Genomic DNA, 18,931 nt, shown 5'->3' on the forward strand with positions numbered 1-18,931 from the left:
GCGTCCTCGCACCTGCGCGACGCAACGCGTACTTGAATCAGGAGCATCCCATGAGCACTGAATTTTTCTGGCGTCTGCCGCTGGGCACCGATGGTCCGCAACTGACCACCGACAAACACAATCGTGGCAATCCGGACTATCGACCGGGCAACATCGCACCGGGGCGCTTGCCCAACGGCGAACCGGATGATTTCACTTACATCGACTACATCGCCCAGGTCGCGAAAGCGGCGGAACTGGCCGGGTTCGAAGGTGCCCTGCTGCCCACCGGCCCGGAGCCGTGGATTGCCGCAGCGGCCCTGGCCCGGGAAACCCGCCGGATCAAATTCCTGATCGCCTTCCAGGCCACCTGGACCTTGCCGGCCTATGCCGCGCAACAAGCGGCCATCCTGCAAAACCTCAGTCGCGGCCGCCTGGAGTGGAACATCATCACCGGCGGCAACCCGGCCAGTCAGCGGGCCAACGGTGACTTCCTCGAACACGACCTGCGCTACAAGCGCACCGGCGAATTCCTCGACATCATCCAGGGTCTTTGGCAGAACGAACGTTTCTCCTACGACGGCGATATCTACCAACTGGAGAACGGCGCCCTGCCCCATGGTTTGCAAAACGAACGCAAACCCGGCGTGTATTTCTCCGGTTTTTCCGATGCCGCGCTGGATGTCGCCGCCAAACATGCCGACGTTTACCTGAACTGGGCCGAGCCGATCGACAAGCTCAAGCCGCACATCGAGCGCGTCCGCGAACTGGCGGACAAACAAGGTCGCAGCGTGCGCTTCGGACTGCGCGTCGACCTCTTCGCACGCGAAACCGAAGAGCAGGCCTGGAAAGATCTGCGCCGCCAGTTCGACAAGCTCGAAGGCAAGAGCAGCGTGGTCGCCAAAGGCTTTACCAGCGGTTCCGATTCGGTCGGCGGCGCACGGCAAACGGCTTACCACCAGAACGTCGATCGCTTTGATGACCTGATCATTGGCCCGAACCTGTGGGCCGGTTTCGCCAAGGCCAAACCCGGGCCGACCGTGGGCCTGGTGGGCAGTCACCAGAACATCGCCGAACGCCTGTCGGAATACCGCGACGCCGGTTTCTCGACCTTCATCCTCGCCGGCAATCCGCACCTGGAAGAAGCCCTGCGCATCGGTCAGGAAGTGCTGCCGCTGGTGCACCAGCGCCCTGTCGCCCAACCGCAAACCCACTTGAAGGCCAGCGCCTGAGCGCGGCGGGAGAATCATTGATGACGCAAGCCCTCGACACCCTCTGGTACACCCGCTGCCCGGTCCCGACCGGACTCGGCATCGCCGTGCAAAAAGGCTGGCTGCAAGACACCGTCGGCGCGCTCGGCACCGAGGTTCAATCGCTGCGCGAGTCCACTGACAAAGCGGTTCGCGAATCTCACTTCGATCACACCTTGCGTAACTCGGTACGCCACGGCGGCAACATCCCGGCGATCTGGGCCCGTGCGCAGGGCCGGGAAACCCGGGTCATCGGCCTGTCCTGGGCTGATGAAGTGCAACTGATCCTGACCCGCGCCGACAGCGGCATCAAAACTGTCAAGGACCTCAAGGACCGTCGTTTCGGCCTGCCTGACTGGGCTGGCGCGCAGATCGACTTCACCCGCGCCCAGGCCCTGCGCGGCCTGGAAAACGCCCTGAAACTCGAAGGCCTGCAAGTCGGCGACGTGCAATTGGTGAACTTCCGTTATGACGGCACGTTCAGCGACCCGCAGGTGCAAACCGTCAACGGCACACCGGTCAGCGCGCAGCGGGTCGAGGGACGCAACCTGGAACTGGTGGGCCTGCTGCGCGGTGAGGTCGATGCGATTTTCCTCAAGGGCGCGAGTGCCGCCCGGCAGGCCCACGAGTTCGGCCTGCACACGGTGATCGACACCGGCTCGCACCCGGAACCGCTGATTCGCAGCAACAACGGCACCCCACGCACACTGGCCGTGGACCTGAACCTGCTGGACCAGCATTTCGATGTGGCCACCGGCATTCTTGATTCGGTGCTGCGCGCCGAACAATGGGCGCACACCCATCCGGAAGAAACCCGTCGCTACCTGGCTCGGGAAACCAACAGCAGCGAGTACTGGGTCAGCGCCGCGTATGGCGACGACGCGCACCTGCGCCTGCGCACCGAACTCGACGAACAGGCCATCGCCGCGTTGCAGGATTTCACCCACTTCCTGCATCGCTGGCGCTTCATCCCGAAAAGCTTCGACGTGCGCGACTGGATCGATCCACGGCCGTTGCAAGCGCTGCTGGCAACACCCACCGCACTGGCTGGCTAACCCGCCGGATTTCATGGATTGGAACTGAAGACCCTTATGAGCAAACCACTCGATACCCTTTGGTACACCCACAGCCCGGTGCCCACCGGGCTTGGCATCGCCGTACAGTCCGGACGCCTGGCGGAAGCCTTTCTGCCGTTCGGCACCAATATCCAGTCCTTGCGCGAGTCCAGTGAACGGGAAGTTCGCGAAGCTCATTACGACCATCACCTGAAAAATTCGGTGCGTCACGGCGGCAATATTCCAGCGATCTGGGCCTACGCCAGCGGCGTGCAAACCCGCGTACTGGGGTTGTCCTGGAGCGACGAGGTGCAGTTGATCCTGACCACTGCGGAAAGCGGTGTGAAGAGTATTCGCGACCTGAAGAACCGCCGCTTCGGCCTGCCGAAATGGGCCAACGTGCAGATCGATTTCACTCGCGCCCAGGCCATGCGCGGACTGGAAAACGCCCTCAAGCTTGAAGGCCTGGAGGTGTCCGACGTCGAGCTGGTGGATTACCCCTACGGCGGTACTTACAGCGACGATCAAAAACAGCATGTCTTCGGCTCGGAAGTCAGCCTTGGTGTCACGCGCTTCAGCAAGCGCAATAACGAACTGATCGGACTGCTGCGCGGCGACATCGACGCGATTTTCCTCAAGGGTGCGCACGCCGTGCACCTGGCGAACGAGTTCGGCTTGCAGGTGGTGGTCGATACCGGCTCGCACCCTGACCCGTTGATCCGCTCGAACAACGGTACGCCACGGACCCTGACCGTGGACACGCACCTGCTGCACGAGCATTTCGATGCCAGCGTGAAAATCGTCGACACCGTGCTGCGCACCGAGCAATGGGCGTGGGCCAATCCGGAAGAAACCCGACGCTTTTTGGCGCGGGAACTCAATACCAGCGAGTACTGGGTGGCCGCTGCGTATGGTGAAGATGCGCATCGGCGTTTGCGCACAACCCTGGATGCGCGCTCGATTGAAGCGTTGCAGGATTTCACCGATTTCCTGCATCGCTGGGATTTCATTCCACGCCGGTTCGATGTGCGTGAGTGGATCGATTTCAGCGTGCTGGAAAAGGTGATTGGTTCGACGTCACGATTGGCGGTTTGAGGTTTTTTTCGTTTGTGAGGGCCCCTTCGCGGGCAAGCCTCGCTCCTACAGGGGTTGTGTGTCGTTCAAATTTATTGTGGCCGACACACATCGCCTGTAGGAGCGAGGCTTGCCCGCGAAGGCGTCTCACGATTCCAACCGTTAATCCGCGTGCGCCGCGACCCCGTGTAGGAGCCGGCTTGCTGCGGGCGGCGTTCCGGCGATGGCGTATTCAACATCACCGCATTGCTCGCCCAGCAACACACCCCCGCCCCACTCCTGCTGCTCCAGCAACACCCGCCAAGCAACTTTCTGCTGAATCCCCGACAGGCACTTAGCGCCAGACTGGATCCAACTAACTCACTTATTAAAAATCGCCTTTAACAGCAACTTAAAAAAACTATTTAATCCTTTTATTTCAATGATTTAACAAAACTAAAACCCCTAAAAAACAATCTGGCACGATCTCTGCTCTACCCCTATTAGCGAAACTTTAACGGGGGAGATTCACATGCATAAACTTAATCCAATCACCAAGAGTATCTGGTTAACCTTGCTGCTGTCCGGGGGGACTGTCAGCGAGGGGCTGCTGGCGGCGCAATCCAAGGACGCAGACAGCGACAAGACCACCACGGAGCCTTCACTCAAGACGGTCACCGTCACTGCTCAACACCGGGAAGAAACCCTGCAAGAGGTTCCGGTGGCCGTGTCGGCGGTACAGGGCACCAGCCTGATAGCCGATGGCGTGCGCAATATCGGCGACATCACCACATTCGTTCCCAACGTAGCGGCGAAGAACCCCGACGGTGATGGCCGGCCGCGTTGGTACATTCGCGGCCTCGGCACCGGTGATACGGGCGCGGCCACGGTGTTCCCGGTGGGGATCTACGCCGATGACGTGTACCTGAACGCACCGATTGCCGGTGGCGGGCCGTTGTTCGACCTGGAACGCGTGGAGATTCTGCGCGGTCCGCAAGGCACGCTGTACGGCAAGAACACTACCGCCGGCGCGGTGAACATCATTTCCAAAAAGCCGACTTTCGACACTGACGGTTTCGGCACCATCGGCTTCGGCAGCAAGAACGAACGCATCGTCAGCGGTGCCCTCGGCGGCGCGCTGGTGGATGAAAAACTCGCCGCACGGGTGGCGCTGTATTCCGAAGAGCGCGACGGTTTCCAGAAGAACCTCGTCGACGACAACACCTACGGCGACGTCAACAAGAAAGCCGTACGCCTGCAATTCCTCGCCCAGTTGAACCCTGACCTGGATGCCCTGCTGAAGATCCACAGCCGTGAATTCAAAGGCGATGGCAGCAACGGCTCGCTGGCCGTCGGGCGTTACTACAACGTCGGTTATCAGCGACCCAACGGGCGCGACACCGCGCTGAACGTCAACGAGGATTCCAAGCTTGATCACGACGGCACGTCGCTGACCCTGAACTGGAATTTGGGTGATTACACCCTGACGTCGATCAGCGCTTATGACTACATCCGCGGCCAATCCACCAGCGATGCCGACTACACGCCTTTTGAGGTGAACGGCGCAGCGATTTCCGATAACAAATACACCCAGTACTCGCAAGAAATCCGCCTGGCATCGCCGCAGCAGGAAACCCTGCGCTGGCTCGCCGGTGCGCATTACTTCCACGAAGACCTCGACAGCTCGGCCCAGCGCATCATCACTCCCGGCCCGACACCCAACGGCACCGGCTCGAACCAGACCGGCGGCGCCACCGACTTTCGTGACCTCAACTTCGACCACACCACCGACAGCTATGCGTTGTTCGGCAACCTGACCTACGACTTCACCGACGATTTCAGCGTCACCGGTGGCCTGCGCTGGACCCAGGAAAAGAAAGACATCGACCTCAACCTGACCCAACTGACCCGCACCACGGCCAACGGCCCGCTGGTGCCGCTGGGCGGCGCCGGCACCAACGGCAATCGTCAGGAAGACAAGACCTGGGAAGCCTGGACGTACGACCTGACGCCGGAATACCGGATCAACGACAACGTGCGCGTGTTCTTCCGTTATGCCCACGGTTTCCGCTCCGGCGGATTCAACACTGGGCTGTCGACCAGCCTTGCGCAGCTGACCACGGTTGACCCGGAACAACTCGACGCCTACGAAATCGGCCTCAAGTCCGAGTGGTTCGACCATCGCCTGACGGCCAACGCCAACATTTTCTACTACGACTACTCGGACATTCAGGTGAACCTGCTGACGGTCAACAACGGCGTGTTGACCACCGCGCTGACCAACGGCGCCAAGGGTACGGTCAAGGGCGCCGAGCTGGAGCTCGAAGGCCAGCCGACTGACTACCTGCACTTGCGGGCGGCGGTGTCGTTCCTCGATACCGAATACACCGATTTCAAAAACACTAACCCGACCACAGGCGCCGTCACCGGTGACTACAGCGGCAACAGCTTCGTGCGTTCGCCACGCAACGTGGTGTCGCTCGGTGCCGATTACACCTTCCCGCTGGAAATCGGCGGCAAGCTGGTGGCCGGCGGCGACGTGAGTTTTCGCGACAAGGAATACTTCCTCGCCGATCGCCAGAGCAGCGCCGACAAGACGCTCACCCAACCCCATTACACCCTGGCCAACACCCGCCTGACCTGGTTCAGCCCGGATGAAAAACTCAGCGTCACCGGTTTCGTCAACAACCTCACCGACCGTCGCTACCAGGTCCATGGCCGGCCCAACGGCACCCTCGGTCAGTACGTCATCACCTACGGCGACCCGCGCACCGTCGGCCTGAGCGTGACCAGCCGCTTCTGACGGCCCCTCTGTAGGAGCCGGCTTGCCGGCGATGGGGCCTTCATGCCTTGCATCGGCGGTAAGGACGCCATCGCCAGCAAGCCGGCTCCTACAAAGGATTGTGTTGTTCTCGATTTCCGTGACACCGCTTCCCCCTGTAGGAGCTGGCTTGCCAGCGATGAGGCCTTCAAGCCTTGCGTCGCCAGTGAGGACGCCATCGCCGGCAAGCCGGCTCCTACAAGGATTGTGTTGTTTTCAATTTCCGTGACACCGCTTTCCCTGTAGGAGCTGGCTTGCCGGCGATGAGGGCCTAAAGCCTTGCGTCGCCAGTGAGGACGCTATCGCCGGCAAGCCGGCTCCTACAAAGGATTGTGTTGTTCTCAATTTCCGTGACACCGCTTCCCCTGTAGGAGCTGGCTTGCCGGCGATGAGGGCCTCAAGGCGCGCATCGCTCATGCGGTCGCCATCGCCGGCAAGCCAGCTCCTACAGGGGCTGCGGACCTTTTAAGGACTCTGCTCATGTTCCATCGCACTCCGTTGGCCGGCGCTATTGCGCTGGTCATTGGCAGCCTTGCCGTGCCTGTTTCGGCTGCCGAAACCCAACCCACCGCCAGCGGCGATCACCTGGACACTGTCGTGGTGCTCGGCACCCGGCGCAGTGATGTCACCGCACTGGAAAGCGCCGCGCCGGTAGACGTCTTGACCAGCGAGCAATTGCAGCAGACCGGTGCCAGCGACCTGTCCGGCGCGCTCACGGCCCTGTCGCCTTCGTTCAGCTATCCGCAATCGCCCCAGGGCGCGTTCGCCGGTTCCATCGCTCAGGGCGCCTCGTTGCGTGGCCTGGCCTCCGATCAGGTGCTGGTGCTGGTCAACGGCAAACGCCGCCACACCAGCGCCAACGTCACGCGACAAAGCCTGGTCAACGGTCGTGGCGCCGCTGCGGTCGACCTGAGCCTGATCCCCTTGAGCTCGATCCAGCGCGTCGAAATCCTGCGCGACGGCGCCGCCGCTCAATACGGCTCCGACGCCATCGCCGGGGTGATCAACATCGTGCTCAAGGAAAAGGACGACGGCGGCAACCTCGGTTACCGCTTCGGCGGCTACGACAAGGGTGACGGCATCCAACGCAAGCTCAGCGGCTGGAAAGGTTTCGCCCTGCCCAACGACGGCTTCCTGACCCTGAGTTTCGACGCCGGCAGCCAGGACCCGGCCAGCGACACCAACCCTGACAACCGGATCTTCTACCCCGGTTCCACCAGCATCAACACGCCGCGCGAGCAGAACAACCGCTACCGCACCTGGCGTTGGGGCTCGGGTAATGTCTCGGACCAGTACAACTTCGCCGCCAACAGCGAAGTCGGCATCGGCGACGGTCTGACGGCCTACGGTTTCGCCACCTACTCGCACAAAAACACCGACGCCGAAGGTTTCTTCGACCCGCCCACCACCCTGCGCAACAACTACAGCAGCACCGCATTGCAGCGCTTCCCGGACGGGCGCCTGCCGATCACGCGCTATTCGCTGGAAGACTATGCGCTGACCAGCGGCCTGCGTTACGAAGACGACCTTCTGGGTAAATTTGATTTCGCGGTGAACCATGGCAACAACACCCTGAAGTCCACCGACCGTAACGCGATCAACCCCAGCTGGGGCGCCACCAGCCCGGAAAAAATCTTCACCGGCGAACGGGAGGCCGATCAGACCAACGTGACGCTGGACTGGGTGCGGGATTTCCCCACCGACCTGCTGTTCAAGCCGCTGACACTCTCGGCCGGCCTGGCCTGGCGTCAGGAGAATTACGAGCTGAGCGCCGGCGAAGCGGCAGGCTGGCAGAACGGCCCGTTGTTCAACACCGTCGACCCGGTCACCGGCCGACGCATCCCGGGTTACTACTCGGGCATCACCCAGGTCGATGCGGCTTCACTGGACCGCAACGTGCTGGGTGCCTACATCGACGTCGAAGGGCAGATCACCGAGAAATTCCAGGCCGGCGTCGCGGTGCGCACCGAGCACTATTCGGACTTCGGCGACACCACCAACGGCAAACTGTCGCTGCGTTATGACTTCACCCCGCAGATCGCCGCACGGGCCACAGCCAGCACGGGTTATCGCGCGCCGTCGCTGGTGCAGAGCGGCTTGTCTTCGTTCAGCGTGCAGGTGGTCGAGCAGCCGCCCGGCAGCGGCAACTTCGTCGAAGTGCAACAACGCACATTGCGCGCCGACAGCCCGGAAGCGGCGCTGCTGGGCGGCAAGTCGCTGAAACCGGAAGAGTCCACCAGTTATTCCCTGGGCCTGGTCTGGCGCCCGTTGGCCAACGCGTCGGTGACGCTGGACGCCTACCGGATCGACATCGACAACCGCATCACCCTCTCGGATCAGTTACCGGCGGCGGTGGTGTCGCCGATTTTCGCCGGCACACCCTACGCGAATATCCAGAGCGCGGCCTTCTACACCAACGTTGCCGACACCCGCACCGACGGGATCGAGTTGATGGGTAACTATCAGCTGGACCTGCAGCAATGGGGCCGCCTGAACCTGAGCAGCGGCATCAGCCAGAACAACACGAAAATCACCGCGTTGCGCGATGTCGGCAATATCAAGGGTTCGCAGATTGTCGGCCGTACCACCCAGGGCCTGATCGAGGACGGCACACCGGAAACCAAACTGGTGCTGAGCGCCAACTGGCTGTTTGATGAATGGGGTGTGACCGTGGCTCAGCGTCGTTACGGTGAATGGAAAAGCCTCAACGCCACCAACCCGACCCTGGACCAGACCTACAGCTCGCAATGGGTCACGGACCTGGATGTGTCGTACACCTTCAACAAGGCGCTGAAGCTGTCGGTGGGCGCGATCAACCTGTTCGACACGCACCCGGACAAGGCGGAAGGCGCGCAGTTGTACGGCGTACCGAAATACTCGATCACCAGCCCTGAAGGTGCGCAGGGTGCGTTTTATTACACCAGCGTCAGTTACGAGTTCTGAGGCGGGTGCTGATGGGGTGTTGCTGGGGCAGCAATGGGTGTTGGCATGGCATCAATGTGCGGTGCATAGGCTGACGCCTTCGCGGGCAAGCCTCGCTCCTACAGGTTACGCATTGTCCCTGTAGGAGCGAGGCTTGCCCGCGAAGGCGTCAGTGCGATCAACCACTCTCTGTGCGATGGCACACCTCTTGCGATACCCCTGCGGTACTTCGCCGAAATAAGACCCGCCATGCGTACCCGACGTCTGTTGTTTCCCCTGACCTGGCTCATCTCCCCTGCCGCCCTGCTGTTGCTTTGGGCGGTGGTGGCCGAGGCCGGGATTTTCCCGCGCAACCTGCTCGTCCCGCCCGCTCAGGTGTGGCAGACCTTCGAGGAACTGTCGGCCAGCGGTGAGCTGCTCGACCACTTGCTCAACAGCCTGTCACGACTGGGGCTGGGTTTCGGCATCGGCTCGCTGCTGGGCCTGGCGTTCGGGGTGCTGATGGCGTTGTCGAAGAACGTCGAGATCTACTGCTCGCCGCTGTTCCATACCCTGCGCCAGATCCCCAGCATCGCGCTGATCCCGATGTTTGTGCTGCTGTTCGGCATCGATGAAACCTTCAAGATCATCATCGTCGCCAAGACCGCGTTCTTCCCGGTGGCGCTGGCCGCCAGCGAAGGGGTCAAGGCCATTCCGCGCAGCTACTTCGAAGTCGCCGATGTGTATCGCCTGCGCTGGCCGACGTTTGTCTGCGCCATCGCCCTGCCCGCTGCCGCGCCGCCGATCATCACCGGTTTTCGCATCAGCCTGACCCGCGCCTGGGTGGTGTTGGTGGCCACCGAGTTGCTGGCCGCCGACAGCGGTCTGGGGCAGATGATCGAAATGAGCCGGCAGATGTTGCGCATTGATGTGGTGATGGTCGGGATTGTGGTGACCGGCGTTATCGGTTTCGCCCTGGACTTTACCTTTCGCCAACTGGAACAGCGGCTGTTCCGCTGGCAGACCCGCTAGGAGCCGATGATGATTCGATTGCTTGCCAAATCCCGTGGCCTGCTGCTGCCGCTGTTGTTGATCGGCGGCTGGGAATACCTGTCGCGCCAGGGTGCCGCCGGCGCGTATGCCTTTGTGCCGTTGTCGGCGATCGGCGCGGCGTTGCTCGAACTGTTGGCCAACGGCGAGTTGCTGGTGAACCTGCTGGCCAGCCTGGCCCGCACCAGCACCGGCCTCGCACTGGGGATTTTCTTCGGCGTGCTGCTGGGGGTGCTGATGGCGCTGTCGGCGGTGGCCAATCGGCTGGTCGGGCCGCTGTTTCATTCGATCCGCCAGGTGCCGATGCTCGGCTGGATTCCGTTGATCGCCATGTGGTTTGGCAATGGCGAGTTTTCCAAAGTATTGATCGTCAGTCTCGCGGCGTTCTATCCGATGGTCCTCAACACGTATCAGGGTTTCAGCCATGTAGAGAAGCGCTATCGCGAGGTCGGCCAGGTGCTGGTGCTGAGCCGCTGGCAACGCTTTCGTCATGTGCTGCTGCCGGCGGCGCTGCCGAGCATTGCCACCGGCGTGCTGCATGCGCTGGCGTTTGCCTGGGTCACTGCGGTAGGCAGCGAACTGTTCCTGTCTTCGGGCGCCGGCCTGGGCAACCTGATGATGAACGCCGAAGCCGGCTCACGCATGGAAGTCATCGTCCTCAGCGTGCTGTGTATCGGCCTCTGCGGTTACCTGATGACCCTGCTGTTCACTCTTCTTAGCCGCCATCTGCTGCGCTGGCGCAACATTCGCTGAAAGGCCGATAACCATGAACGCAATTGCCCAACACGCTGTGCCACACAGCACCTCATTACACACCGGTGCGCTGCAGATTCGCGGCCTCAGCAAGGCCTACCGGATCGAAGGCCAGCCTTTGCCGGTGCTGCAGCAGATCAATCTCGACGTTCGTCCCGGTGAGTTCGTCAGCATCGTCGGTGCCAGCGGTTGCGGTAAGTCGACGCTGCTGCGGCTGATCGTCGGGCTGGAGGACGACTATGAAGGCGACATTCTGCTGGATGGCAAACGGGTGGTCGGCACCAGCCTGGAACGCGGGATCGTGTTTCAGGACCATCGGCTGTTTCCGTGGATGACCCTGAACCAGAACATTGCCCTGGCGTTGAAAAACCATCCGTTGTCCAAGGCAGAAAAGGACCGTTTGGTGGCCGAGCACATTGCGCTGGTCAACCTCGAAGGTTTTGAAAACGCCTACCCACACCAGTTGTCCGGCGGCATGGCGCAGCGCGCGGCCATCGCCCGCGCACTGATCAACCAACCGAAAGTGCTGCTGCTCGACGAACCCCTCGGCGCCCTCGACGCCTTGACCCGGGTGCGCCTGCAACATGAGTTGCAACGCATCTGGGTGCAACAGCGCTGCACGGTGATCATGGTCACCCACGACATCGAAGAAGCGCTGTACCTGGGCGACCGGGTCATTGTGATGGACGCCCATCCGGGCCGGATCAAGCAGGAAATCAAGGTCGACCTGCCCCATCCACGGGACCGGGCTTCAACGGTTTTGCAGGGGTACAAGGAACAGCTGCTTGAGGAATTGGTGGGGCATTAAACGCTGGACCTGTAGGAGCCGGCTTGCTGGCGATTGAAACGACGCGGTGTGTCCGATGCGCCGCCATCGCCGGCAAGCCGGCTCCTACAGGGTCAGGGGGCATTTAGAGTCCTCCTGGCAGTTGGCTTTCAAAAGAACCAAAAGGAATTAATAAATACATAAACAGTATTTATCGTTATAAAAATATCCGCGTAGTCTCAGACCATCCCGTCATTCACCACGACAGTGAAGAGCCCTATGAATCCGACCGCCAACATCATCGACTTCGCCAACTACCGCAAACGCAAACAAGCGCAGCAACGGGCACGGGCCATGTGGGAAATGTATGCACGCAATGCTGGCCTGCAGGCCTTTCAGTGGGTTCAGGCTTCGCGTTCGACCGAGACTCGTCAGGCGTGAATACACAAAACCCCTCGCGCTTTCTGGCGAGCGCTCACGAACCCGTGCTGGACCTGAACAACCTCGAATCACTGGAAGAAGACCCGATCTGCGAGCGGGTCGCGCAAAACCTGCAACGCCTGCGGGGCAAGCGTCACCTGTCCCTCGACGCCCTTGCGCGACAATGCGGTGTGAGCCGGGCGATGCTCGCGCAGATCGAATCCGGACGCAGCGTGCCGTCGATCAAAGTGCTGTGCAAGATCGCCAAAGGCTTGAAGGTTTCGGTGGCCGCATTTCTTGAACATCGGGCCTTTGAAGGGGTGGCCGTGTTATCGGCGAGCCAGAGCAAACGCCTGGTCAGCGCCAGCGGCGCCTTTGTCAGCCGTGCGCTGTTCCCGTTTGACGTGGCGCGCCAATCGGAGTTTTACGAACTGCGCCTGAGCCCATTGGGAGAGGACGTCTCCGAGGGCCATGGCCCCGGCGTCCAGGAGAACCTGGTGGTTTCGCAGGGCGTACTGGAAATCAGCGTCAACGACGAACGCTACCTGCTTTCCACCGGCGATTCGATCCTGTTTTACGCCGACCAGCCCCACCGCTATCGCAACCCGGCGGACAGTGAAGCGGTGGCGTATCTGGTGGTGACTTACCCGGAACGCCTCGACTGACAAAACCGGCTTGCGGGTGATGGCGGCTCTGCTGACGCCATCGCCGGCAAGCCGGCTCCTACAGGGTGGGTGGTCAACTCCAACTCATCGAACGACGCAGACATTGTAGGAGCCGGCTTGCCGGCGATGGCGATCTCGAATACGCCTTCGCCGGCAAGCCTGGCTCCTACAGGGTCGTGGTTACCGCTATTTTTTCGGACGACATCAAACTGTAGGAGCCGGCTTGCCGGCGATGGCGATCTCAAGTACGCCTTCGCCGGCAAGCCTGGCTCCTACAGGGTGGGTGGTCAACTCCAACTCATCGAACGACGCAAACATTGTAGGAGCCGGCTTGCCGGCGATGGCGATCTCAAGTACGCCTTCGCCGGCAAGCCTGGCTCCTACAAAAACAGGGCATAAAAAAGCCCGGCCAATCTGCATTGGCCGGACTTTTTAATGGCTGTCGCTCGGGATCAGCAGGTGCAGCACATCATCGGCATGCCATTGCAGCTCATCATCATCGGCATGCTGCAATCGTTCATCATTTTCATCATCAGGGTGCAGCAGTTTTTCATCATGTCCATGTTCATGCCCGCCATCGGCATGATTTTGCACATCATGCCGTCAGCCATCATGGTGCATTCCATCACGCACTTCATCGACGGCATCGGCATGCCCATCATCGGCATTGGCATCATCAGGTTCATCATCGGCATGGCCATGGCCGCCTGGGACATGCACATCATGCTCATGTTGCCGCAGTGCATCATCATCGGCATGCCGCAGTTCATCATCATCTGCATCATTTCTGCGCTGTTCTTGAACATCGCCATGTCCATGCCAGCGGCCGGCATCATTTTGCACATCATGCCGTCGTCCATCATTTCGCACGTCATGGTCGCCATCATCATCGGCATGCCCATCATCGGCATCATCGGCATGTTGGCGTTCATCGGCATTTGCATCTGCATGGCGTTCATCATGGTGTTGTTCCCCAAAGGTTTGAATAGTTGGACGAAGCTGATGGCGCCGATTCTAAGGATTGGACCGGGGGCAACAAGATGACCATCGAACAGCGGAATTTGATGCTGGGGCAGCTTTAACGAGGTGGATGGAACGTCTATTTCTGCCATGACCGCCATTCGGATTTGATTGCAGACACAACCCGATCCACAACGCGGATTTCACGGTTATGGATATGCAGAAGAGGTCTATTTAAATAACCGAAAGAAATAATCGTTCTAACTGAACGAATAATTTTTGAAGCACAGCTTATTTCAGGCAAAAAAAATCCCAGGCAGCTGATGGACGCCTGGGATTTAAAAATGCATAAACCGTGGTGGTGAACGCGGTGCGGATATTACGGAATATTTCACCGTGTAACAAGATATTTTGACTCACCACCTGGTTACTAATCTTTCCAAGTCCTTAAATATCCACACTTTTTTTAAGGTCGAGTGACGAAAAGCAGTCAACTACAAGTACCAGCGATATTCACGCGCATTGATGTCCTGCATAAATGCCAAATGGTCCTGACGCTTGTTTTCGCAGTAGACATTTACAAACTCCGCACCCAATCCCTCACGCAACTGCGCGTTGTGTTGCATGGATTGAACGGCCTCCAGCATCTCCAGCGGGAAGTTGATGCCACTGCTGCGATCTTCATTCAACGGTGCTATCGGTTGACGACCGGTTTCAAGTCCTTGTTCCAACCCGACCAGAATCGCCGCCAACACCAGATACGGGTTGGCATCGGCACCGGCGAGGCGATGTTCGATGCGCAGATTCTTCGCGTCCGACTCAGGAACCCGCAGGCAGGCGTCCCGATCTTCGAAGCCCCAACTGGCACGCGTCGCGACATTCACGGTGCCGCTCAAGCGACGCAGCGCATTGTGGTTCGGCGCGAAGATCGGCATGCAATGCGGCAACAGTTCTAGGCAACCGGCCACGGCATGGCGCAGCGGCTGTTGGTCATTGGCCGCTAAAAGGTTATTGCCCGCCTCGTCGTACAGGCTCACATGAACATGCATGCCGCTGCCGGGGTGTTGCAAGTAAGGCTTGGCCATGAAACTAGCGCGGTAGTTGTGCTTGAGCGCCACGCCACGGGTGCTGCGGCAAAACAGCGCCGCCCAGTCGGCAGCCCGCAGGCCGTCATCCAGGTGACCGAAGTTGATCTCGAACTGCCCCGGGCCCAGTTCGGCAGTAATCACCGTGGTGTCGATGCCTTGCGCCCGCGCCGTCTCGACCATTTCATCGAGCACCGGCGCAAACCGCGACAGCCGCTCGATGTGCATGTTCGGCTGATCGTCCGCATCGTCGGTCAGCGGATCGCGCGCAAACTGCGGCAAGCCGTCACGCAACTGGCGATCGAACAGGTAGAACTCAAGTTCGAAAGCCACCACCGGGAAAATCCCTTTGCCAGCGAGGCGCTCCAGCACTTGCGCCAGCACTTCCCGTGGCTCGAAGACGATCGGTTTTTCAGTGCCGCTGGAGGTGATCAACATCTGCCCCAGCGGCTGTTTTTCCCAGTCGACGATTTTCAGCGTGCCCGGCACCAATCGACGGGGCGCATCCGGGTCGCCGTCGTTGAAACAGTAGTCGCCGATTTTGAAAAGCCCGCCTTGAGTGCCGAGCAATACACAATTCTGCGGCAGCTTGAGCGCGCTGCCGGCGGCGACCTTTTCGAGCATCTCGATCGGATAGCGCTTGCCGTAGAAATGCCCCGGGATGTCCAGGGAAATCAGGTCGACGTAGCGCACATCCGGAAAGCGCTGCCGAAATGCGCGCACTTCAGCAACCAGATCAGAGCAGACAGCATCCATCATGTTGTTCCTTGTTGTTTTTATCAGGTGTAAACCCAGAGCACCCGGGTGAGCTGATCGGTGAGATTGCCGTAGCGGCAATGGGTATGGCTGGCGAGCTGAAAGCTGTCCCCGGCCCCCAGAGTGACCGGTTGATTGTCATCCAGCCAAAGTGTCAGTTGCCCTTCGAGCACGTAACCGCCCTGCTCCGAGCTGTCATCCATGTGCCGGTCACCACTGCTGGCGCCGGGTTCGAGACGGCTTTCGAGCATCGAGAACGTGGCGCGCATTTTCGGCGAGACCAGAATGTCGGTGATGCCGTCGGCGTAATACAGCGTGCGGCGCTCGTCCGGCCGGGTCACCCACGGCAAGGCCATGGGTTTGGGCAGGCTGTAGAAATAGGTGGTCGGCACGCCGAGGGTTTCGCTGATCGCGGTCAAGTCCGCCACGGTCGGACGTGACAATCCACGCTCGACTTGCGAAAGAAAACCGACGGAACGACCGATCTTGTCCGCCAGTTCCTTGAGCGTGTATTTCTTGTGTTTGCGCAGGTCCTGAATCAGGATCGCCAGCGCCGAAATCTCTTCTTGCATGTCCATCTGAAAGCTTCCAGAAAATGTGCGTTTCAAAGGCTGTCGCGCAACCGATACCAGGCCTTGCCGATGGCCTCCAGGGGCGCAGCCATGTATTTGCCGCCGGGGAAGCTGCCGTTGACCAGGCCCTGATACAAGCCCAGCTCGTCTGCCTGACCGAGTATCGCGTCGGACACGGCGCGAGCCCCGGCCAGGGTCGGCAGCACACCGTGGCCCGAATAACCCTGCAGCCAATAGAGATCGCCGCGTCGGCCAATGTCAGGCGTGCGTTTAAGCGTAAGGTCGATATGCCCGCCCCAGGCGAATTCCAGGTCGACGCCCTGGAGCTGAGGAAATACCCGTTGCAGGAACGGCCGGGTCGCGGCAGCGATGTCCTTCGGCATACCGCCCAGGTAGGTGCAACCGCCGCCGAACAGCAAGCGGTTATCCGGTGTACGACGGAAATAATCGAGAACGAACTGATTGTCGGTGACACAGACATTGCTCGGCAGGAGCGCGGTCGCCTGTGCTTGCGAGAGCGGCGCGGTCGCCACCTGATAGGTGCCGACCGGCAACACACAACTTGATAGCTGCGGATCGAGCCGGTCCAGGTAGGCGTTGCACGCCAGCACCAGCACATCGGCCCGGATGCGTCCGCGCTCAGTGGTGACCACGTACCGGCCACCCTCCTCGCGGTAATTCAGCGCCTTGCTTTGTTCATGAATACGACCACCGGCGCGCTCAATGGCCGCCGCCAGGCCAAGTGCCAGTTTCAACGGGTTCAGGTGTCCGCCTTCAGGATCAAACAGGCCCGCCTGGTAGCGCTCGCTGGCGACCCATTGCGGCAACTGCTCACGGGGAATGAATTGCAATCCATCATGGCCCCATTTGTGGCTCGCCTCGTGTTGCCACTCGGTCAGCAGGCTCACCCGTCGCGGCATCACCGATGTCCAGAGGTGGCCGGGCCGATAATCACAATCGAATTCATGCCGGTCGGGCAGCGCGCGCAGTTCCTGCGCAGCCCAGCGCATGCCGTCCCACAAGCGCCGCGCACGCTCATAACCCAGCGCGGCCTCCAGAGGCGGCATATCGCACGACCAACCGAGAATGGCCTGGCCGCCATTACGCCCCGACGCTGCCCAAGCCACTCGACTGGCTTCCAGCAGCGTCACGCGCTTGCCCGCCAGGGCCAGGCGCAATGCCGTGTGCAAACCACTGAAGCCGGCGCCGATGATCAACACTTCGGTGTCGTGCTCGCCCTCCAACGCCGCACGTTCCACCAAGCGATCTGCGCAAGTGTGAGCGTAGTAACTGGCGACATGGCGGGTGGATTGCTGGAACATGCGAGCCTCATGAAATTTTATTATTTAAATTTCATGAAAAAATACACACGTTATTTCACGAACGCAAGAACCTGTAGGAGCGAGCCTGCTCGCGATGGTGTGTCAGTCAACCTTATGTGGCTGACACTCCATCGCGAGCAAGCTCGCTCCTACAGGGATTCAGGTGATTTCCGTTCAGCGACTCAAGCGATCGGGATCAGCGGATCTGCTGCGGCCCATGCGGTTGCACGATCAGCTGCCGGCGGGTAGATCCACACGGTGTTGATCTGCGTCTTCAGGTTCTTGCCTTCCTGTTTCACCAGTTTGACCTGACGGTCCCAGCCCTCGGTGTACACCGCGCCCCAGGCACCCAGGTCCAGGCAGGTGACGTATTTGGGTTGGCTGTACGGCGTCGGGTCCACGCCCAGGATCTGCGCGGCAACGTTATTGCCGGCGTGACGCCCCAATACGATGGCGTGTTGGCAGGTCATCAAGGCGTAGTTGCCGATGTCGTCGGACGCGGCATAAGCCACATCGCCGGTGGCAAAGATATCGTCCTGACCGATGACTTTCAGGTGGCTGTCCACGTGCAGGCGGCCCAGGTGATCGCGTTCGGCAGGGATCTGCTCGGTCAGCGAACTGGCGCGCACGCCGGTGGTCCAGACCACGGTTTTGGCCTCGATACGCTGGCCGTCGCTCAGAGTGACGCCGTTGGCATCGACGGAAAGTACCGAAGCCTTCAAGTGCCATTTCACGCCGGTTTCAATACTGGCCTCTTCGATCGACTTGGCGATTTCAGCCCCCATCGACCCGCCAATTTTCTCGCCACGATCGACAATGATCACCTCGACGTCGGCCTGATCGCCCAAAATGGCACGCAGACGTGCGGTCATCTCGGTCGCCGTTTCAATCCCGGTGAAGCCGCCGCCGGCCACCACCACGGTGTTGCGGGCTTTGCTTTCCGGCAGGCTGGCCAGGGATTTCAGATGGTTTTCCAGGCGCACGGCTTGTTCGATCTGGTCGACATCGAACGCATGTTCAGCCACGCCGGCGGTCGCCGGAATCGCCAGACGGCTGCCGGTGGCCAGAACGAGTTTGTCGTAGCTGCACACCTGTTTCGCACCCGAGGCGTCGACATAACCCACGCGTTTTTGCCCGACGTCGATGGTTTCTGCAGCACCCTTGATGAACTTCACGCCCACCGCATCGAACAGCTCGCCAATCGGCGCGGCCAGTTGGTGCGCGTTCGGTTCATAGAACCGCGGACGCACGCGCAGCTCGGCCTGCGGGGCCAGGACGGTGACTTCTACGTCGTTGTGACCATGAATGTCGAACAGGCGTGTGGCGCTCAAAGCCGTCCACATGCCACCGAAACCTGCGCCGATTACCAGAATGTGCTGTTTCATCTTTAACTCCGTGAGAAGGCCGATCAATGAATTCGTAGAGGTGGTGCGCTTGCCAGTGCCGACCGAACAACTACGACTGTATTGATCCTAGTTAGTTAACGCAATCGGTTTTTTCTGATGGTTGCCATCGAAAGGTTC

The 18,931-nt window shown here is 60.4% G+C and carries 16 protein-coding genes; 10 read left to right on the forward strand and 6 right to left on the reverse strand.

What is annotated here, in order from left to right; all coding sequences use genetic code 11:
* Window positions 1-50: 50 nt before the first annotated feature.
* From J4E42_RS22800 to J4E42_RS22845, 10 genes are all read left to right on the forward strand, one after another.
* Entirely contained in the window at window positions 51-1,211 is a 1,161-nt protein-coding gene (locus tag J4E42_RS22800; RefSeq protein WP_192417597.1) for an LLM class flavin-dependent oxidoreductase, read from the forward strand.
* 20 nt (window positions 1,212-1,231) lie between these two features.
* Window positions 1,232-2,284 (forward strand): ABC transporter substrate-binding protein, encoded by a 1,053-nt coding sequence (locus J4E42_RS22805; RefSeq protein WP_008029138.1) that lies wholly within the window; start codon window positions 1,232-1,234, stop codon window positions 2,282-2,284.
* 36 nt (window positions 2,285-2,320) lie between these two features.
* Window positions 2,321-3,379: an ABC transporter substrate-binding protein gene (locus J4E42_RS22810; protein ID WP_207286230.1), complete on the forward strand. Its 1,059-nt coding sequence runs from the start codon at window positions 2,321-2,323 to the stop codon at window positions 3,377-3,379.
* A gap of 490 nt (window positions 3,380-3,869) precedes the next feature.
* Entirely contained in the window at window positions 3,870-6,140 is a 2,271-nt protein-coding gene (locus tag J4E42_RS22815) for a TonB-dependent receptor (protein ID WP_008042562.1), read from the forward strand.
* Window positions 6,141-6,638: 498 nt separating this feature from the next.
* Complete coding sequence (locus J4E42_RS22820; protein ID WP_207286231.1) at window positions 6,639-9,101, forward strand: TonB-dependent siderophore receptor; 2,463 nt, start codon at window positions 6,639-6,641, stop codon at window positions 9,099-9,101.
* Window positions 9,102-9,329: 228 nt separating this feature from the next.
* Window positions 9,330-10,091, forward strand: a complete 762-nt coding sequence (locus tag J4E42_RS22825) for an ABC transporter permease (RefSeq protein ID WP_207286232.1) — start codon at window positions 9,330-9,332, stop codon at window positions 10,089-10,091.
* 9 nt (window positions 10,092-10,100) lie between these two features.
* Window positions 10,101-10,862, forward strand: coding sequence for an ABC transporter permease (locus J4E42_RS22830; protein ID WP_207286233.1), 762 nt, complete (start codon window positions 10,101-10,103; stop codon window positions 10,860-10,862).
* Between the two features lie 13 nt (window positions 10,863-10,875).
* Complete coding sequence (locus J4E42_RS22835; RefSeq protein WP_207286234.1) at window positions 10,876-11,670, forward strand: ABC transporter ATP-binding protein; 795 nt, start codon at window positions 10,876-10,878, stop codon at window positions 11,668-11,670.
* 237 nt (window positions 11,671-11,907) lie between these two features.
* Window positions 11,908-12,069: a hypothetical protein gene (locus J4E42_RS22840; protein WP_207286235.1), complete on the forward strand. Its 162-nt coding sequence runs from the start codon at window positions 11,908-11,910 to the stop codon at window positions 12,067-12,069.
* Between the two features lie 53 nt (window positions 12,070-12,122).
* Complete coding sequence (locus J4E42_RS22845; protein ID WP_162130711.1) at window positions 12,123-12,713, forward strand: helix-turn-helix domain-containing protein; 591 nt, start codon at window positions 12,123-12,125, stop codon at window positions 12,711-12,713.
* A 204-nt stretch (window positions 12,714-12,917) separates the two neighbouring features.
* Here the strand turns inward: J4E42_RS22845 and J4E42_RS22850 are convergent, their stop codons facing one another.
* From J4E42_RS22850 to J4E42_RS22875, 6 genes are all read right to left on the reverse strand, one after another.
* Window positions 12,918-13,133: a hypothetical protein gene (locus tag J4E42_RS22850; protein WP_207286236.1), complete on the reverse strand. Its 216-nt coding sequence runs from the start codon at window positions 13,131-13,133 to the stop codon at window positions 12,918-12,920.
* Between the two features lie 32 nt (window positions 13,134-13,165).
* Window positions 13,166-13,675 carry a hypothetical protein gene (locus J4E42_RS22855; RefSeq protein ID WP_207286237.1) on the reverse strand — a complete coding sequence of 170 codons (510 nt, stop codon included), beginning with the start codon at window positions 13,673-13,675 and terminating at the stop codon, window positions 13,166-13,168.
* Between the two features lie 492 nt (window positions 13,676-14,167).
* On the reverse strand, window positions 14,168-15,514 hold the full coding sequence (locus J4E42_RS22860) for a glutamine synthetase family protein (protein ID WP_207286238.1): 1,347 nt from the start codon (window positions 15,512-15,514) through the stop codon (window positions 14,168-14,170).
* Window positions 15,515-15,537: 23 nt separating this feature from the next.
* Window positions 15,538-16,092 carry a helix-turn-helix domain-containing protein gene (locus tag J4E42_RS22865; RefSeq protein WP_008044846.1) on the reverse strand — a complete coding sequence of 185 codons (555 nt, stop codon included), beginning with the start codon at window positions 16,090-16,092 and terminating at the stop codon, window positions 15,538-15,540.
* 26 nt (window positions 16,093-16,118) lie between these two features.
* Complete coding sequence (locus J4E42_RS22870) at window positions 16,119-17,408, reverse strand: FAD-binding oxidoreductase (RefSeq protein WP_207286239.1); 1,290 nt, start codon at window positions 17,406-17,408, stop codon at window positions 16,119-16,121.
* Between the two features lie 182 nt (window positions 17,409-17,590).
* Window positions 17,591-18,793, reverse strand: a complete 1,203-nt coding sequence (locus J4E42_RS22875) for an NAD(P)/FAD-dependent oxidoreductase (RefSeq protein ID WP_207286240.1) — start codon at window positions 18,791-18,793, stop codon at window positions 17,591-17,593.
* Window positions 18,794-18,931: the final 138 nt, after the last annotated feature.

The sequence above is a fragment of the Pseudomonas sp. FW300-N2A2 genome, from assembly GCF_017351735.1.
Classification (GTDB): domain Bacteria; phylum Pseudomonadota; class Gammaproteobacteria; order Pseudomonadales; family Pseudomonadaceae; genus Aquipseudomonas; species Aquipseudomonas migulae.

Coding starts and splice junctions, on each gene's coding strand:
- J4E42_RS22840 (WP_207286235.1), top strand. CDS start 11,908: ATGAATCCGACCGCCAACATCATCGACTTCGCCAACTACCGCAAACGC.
- J4E42_RS22805 (WP_008029138.1), top strand. CDS start 1,232: ATGACGCAAGCCCTCGACACCCTCTGGTACACCCGCTGCCCGGTCCCG.
- J4E42_RS22800 (WP_192417597.1), top strand. CDS start 51: ATGAGCACTGAATTTTTCTGGCGTCTGCCGCTGGGCACCGATGGTCCG.
- J4E42_RS22860 (WP_207286238.1), bottom strand. CDS start 15,514: ATGGATGCTGTCTGCTCTGATCTGGTTGCTGAAGTGCGCGCATTTCGG.
- J4E42_RS22850 (WP_207286236.1), bottom strand. CDS start 13,133: ATGCAGATTGGCCGGGCTTTTTTATGCCCTGTTTTTGTAGGAGCCAGG.
- J4E42_RS22835 (WP_207286234.1), top strand. CDS start 10,876: ATGAACGCAATTGCCCAACACGCTGTGCCACACAGCACCTCATTACAC.
- J4E42_RS22825 (WP_207286232.1), top strand. CDS start 9,330: ATGCGTACCCGACGTCTGTTGTTTCCCCTGACCTGGCTCATCTCCCCT.
- J4E42_RS22865 (WP_008044846.1), bottom strand. CDS start 16,092: ATGGACATGCAAGAAGAGATTTCGGCGCTGGCGATCCTGATTCAGGAC.
- J4E42_RS22820 (WP_207286231.1), top strand. CDS start 6,639: ATGTTCCATCGCACTCCGTTGGCCGGCGCTATTGCGCTGGTCATTGGC.
- J4E42_RS22875 (WP_207286240.1), bottom strand. CDS start 18,793: ATGAAACAGCACATTCTGGTAATCGGCGCAGGTTTCGGTGGCATGTGG.
- J4E42_RS22870 (WP_207286239.1), bottom strand. CDS start 17,408: ATGTTCCAGCAATCCACCCGCCATGTCGCCAGTTACTACGCTCACACT.
- J4E42_RS22830 (WP_207286233.1), top strand. CDS start 10,101: ATGATTCGATTGCTTGCCAAATCCCGTGGCCTGCTGCTGCCGCTGTTG.
- J4E42_RS22855 (WP_207286237.1), bottom strand. CDS start 13,675: ATGATGAACGCCATGCAGATGCAAATGCCGATGAACGCCAACATGCCG.
- J4E42_RS22810 (WP_207286230.1), top strand. CDS start 2,321: ATGAGCAAACCACTCGATACCCTTTGGTACACCCACAGCCCGGTGCCC.
- J4E42_RS22815 (WP_008042562.1), top strand. CDS start 3,870: ATGCATAAACTTAATCCAATCACCAAGAGTATCTGGTTAACCTTGCTG.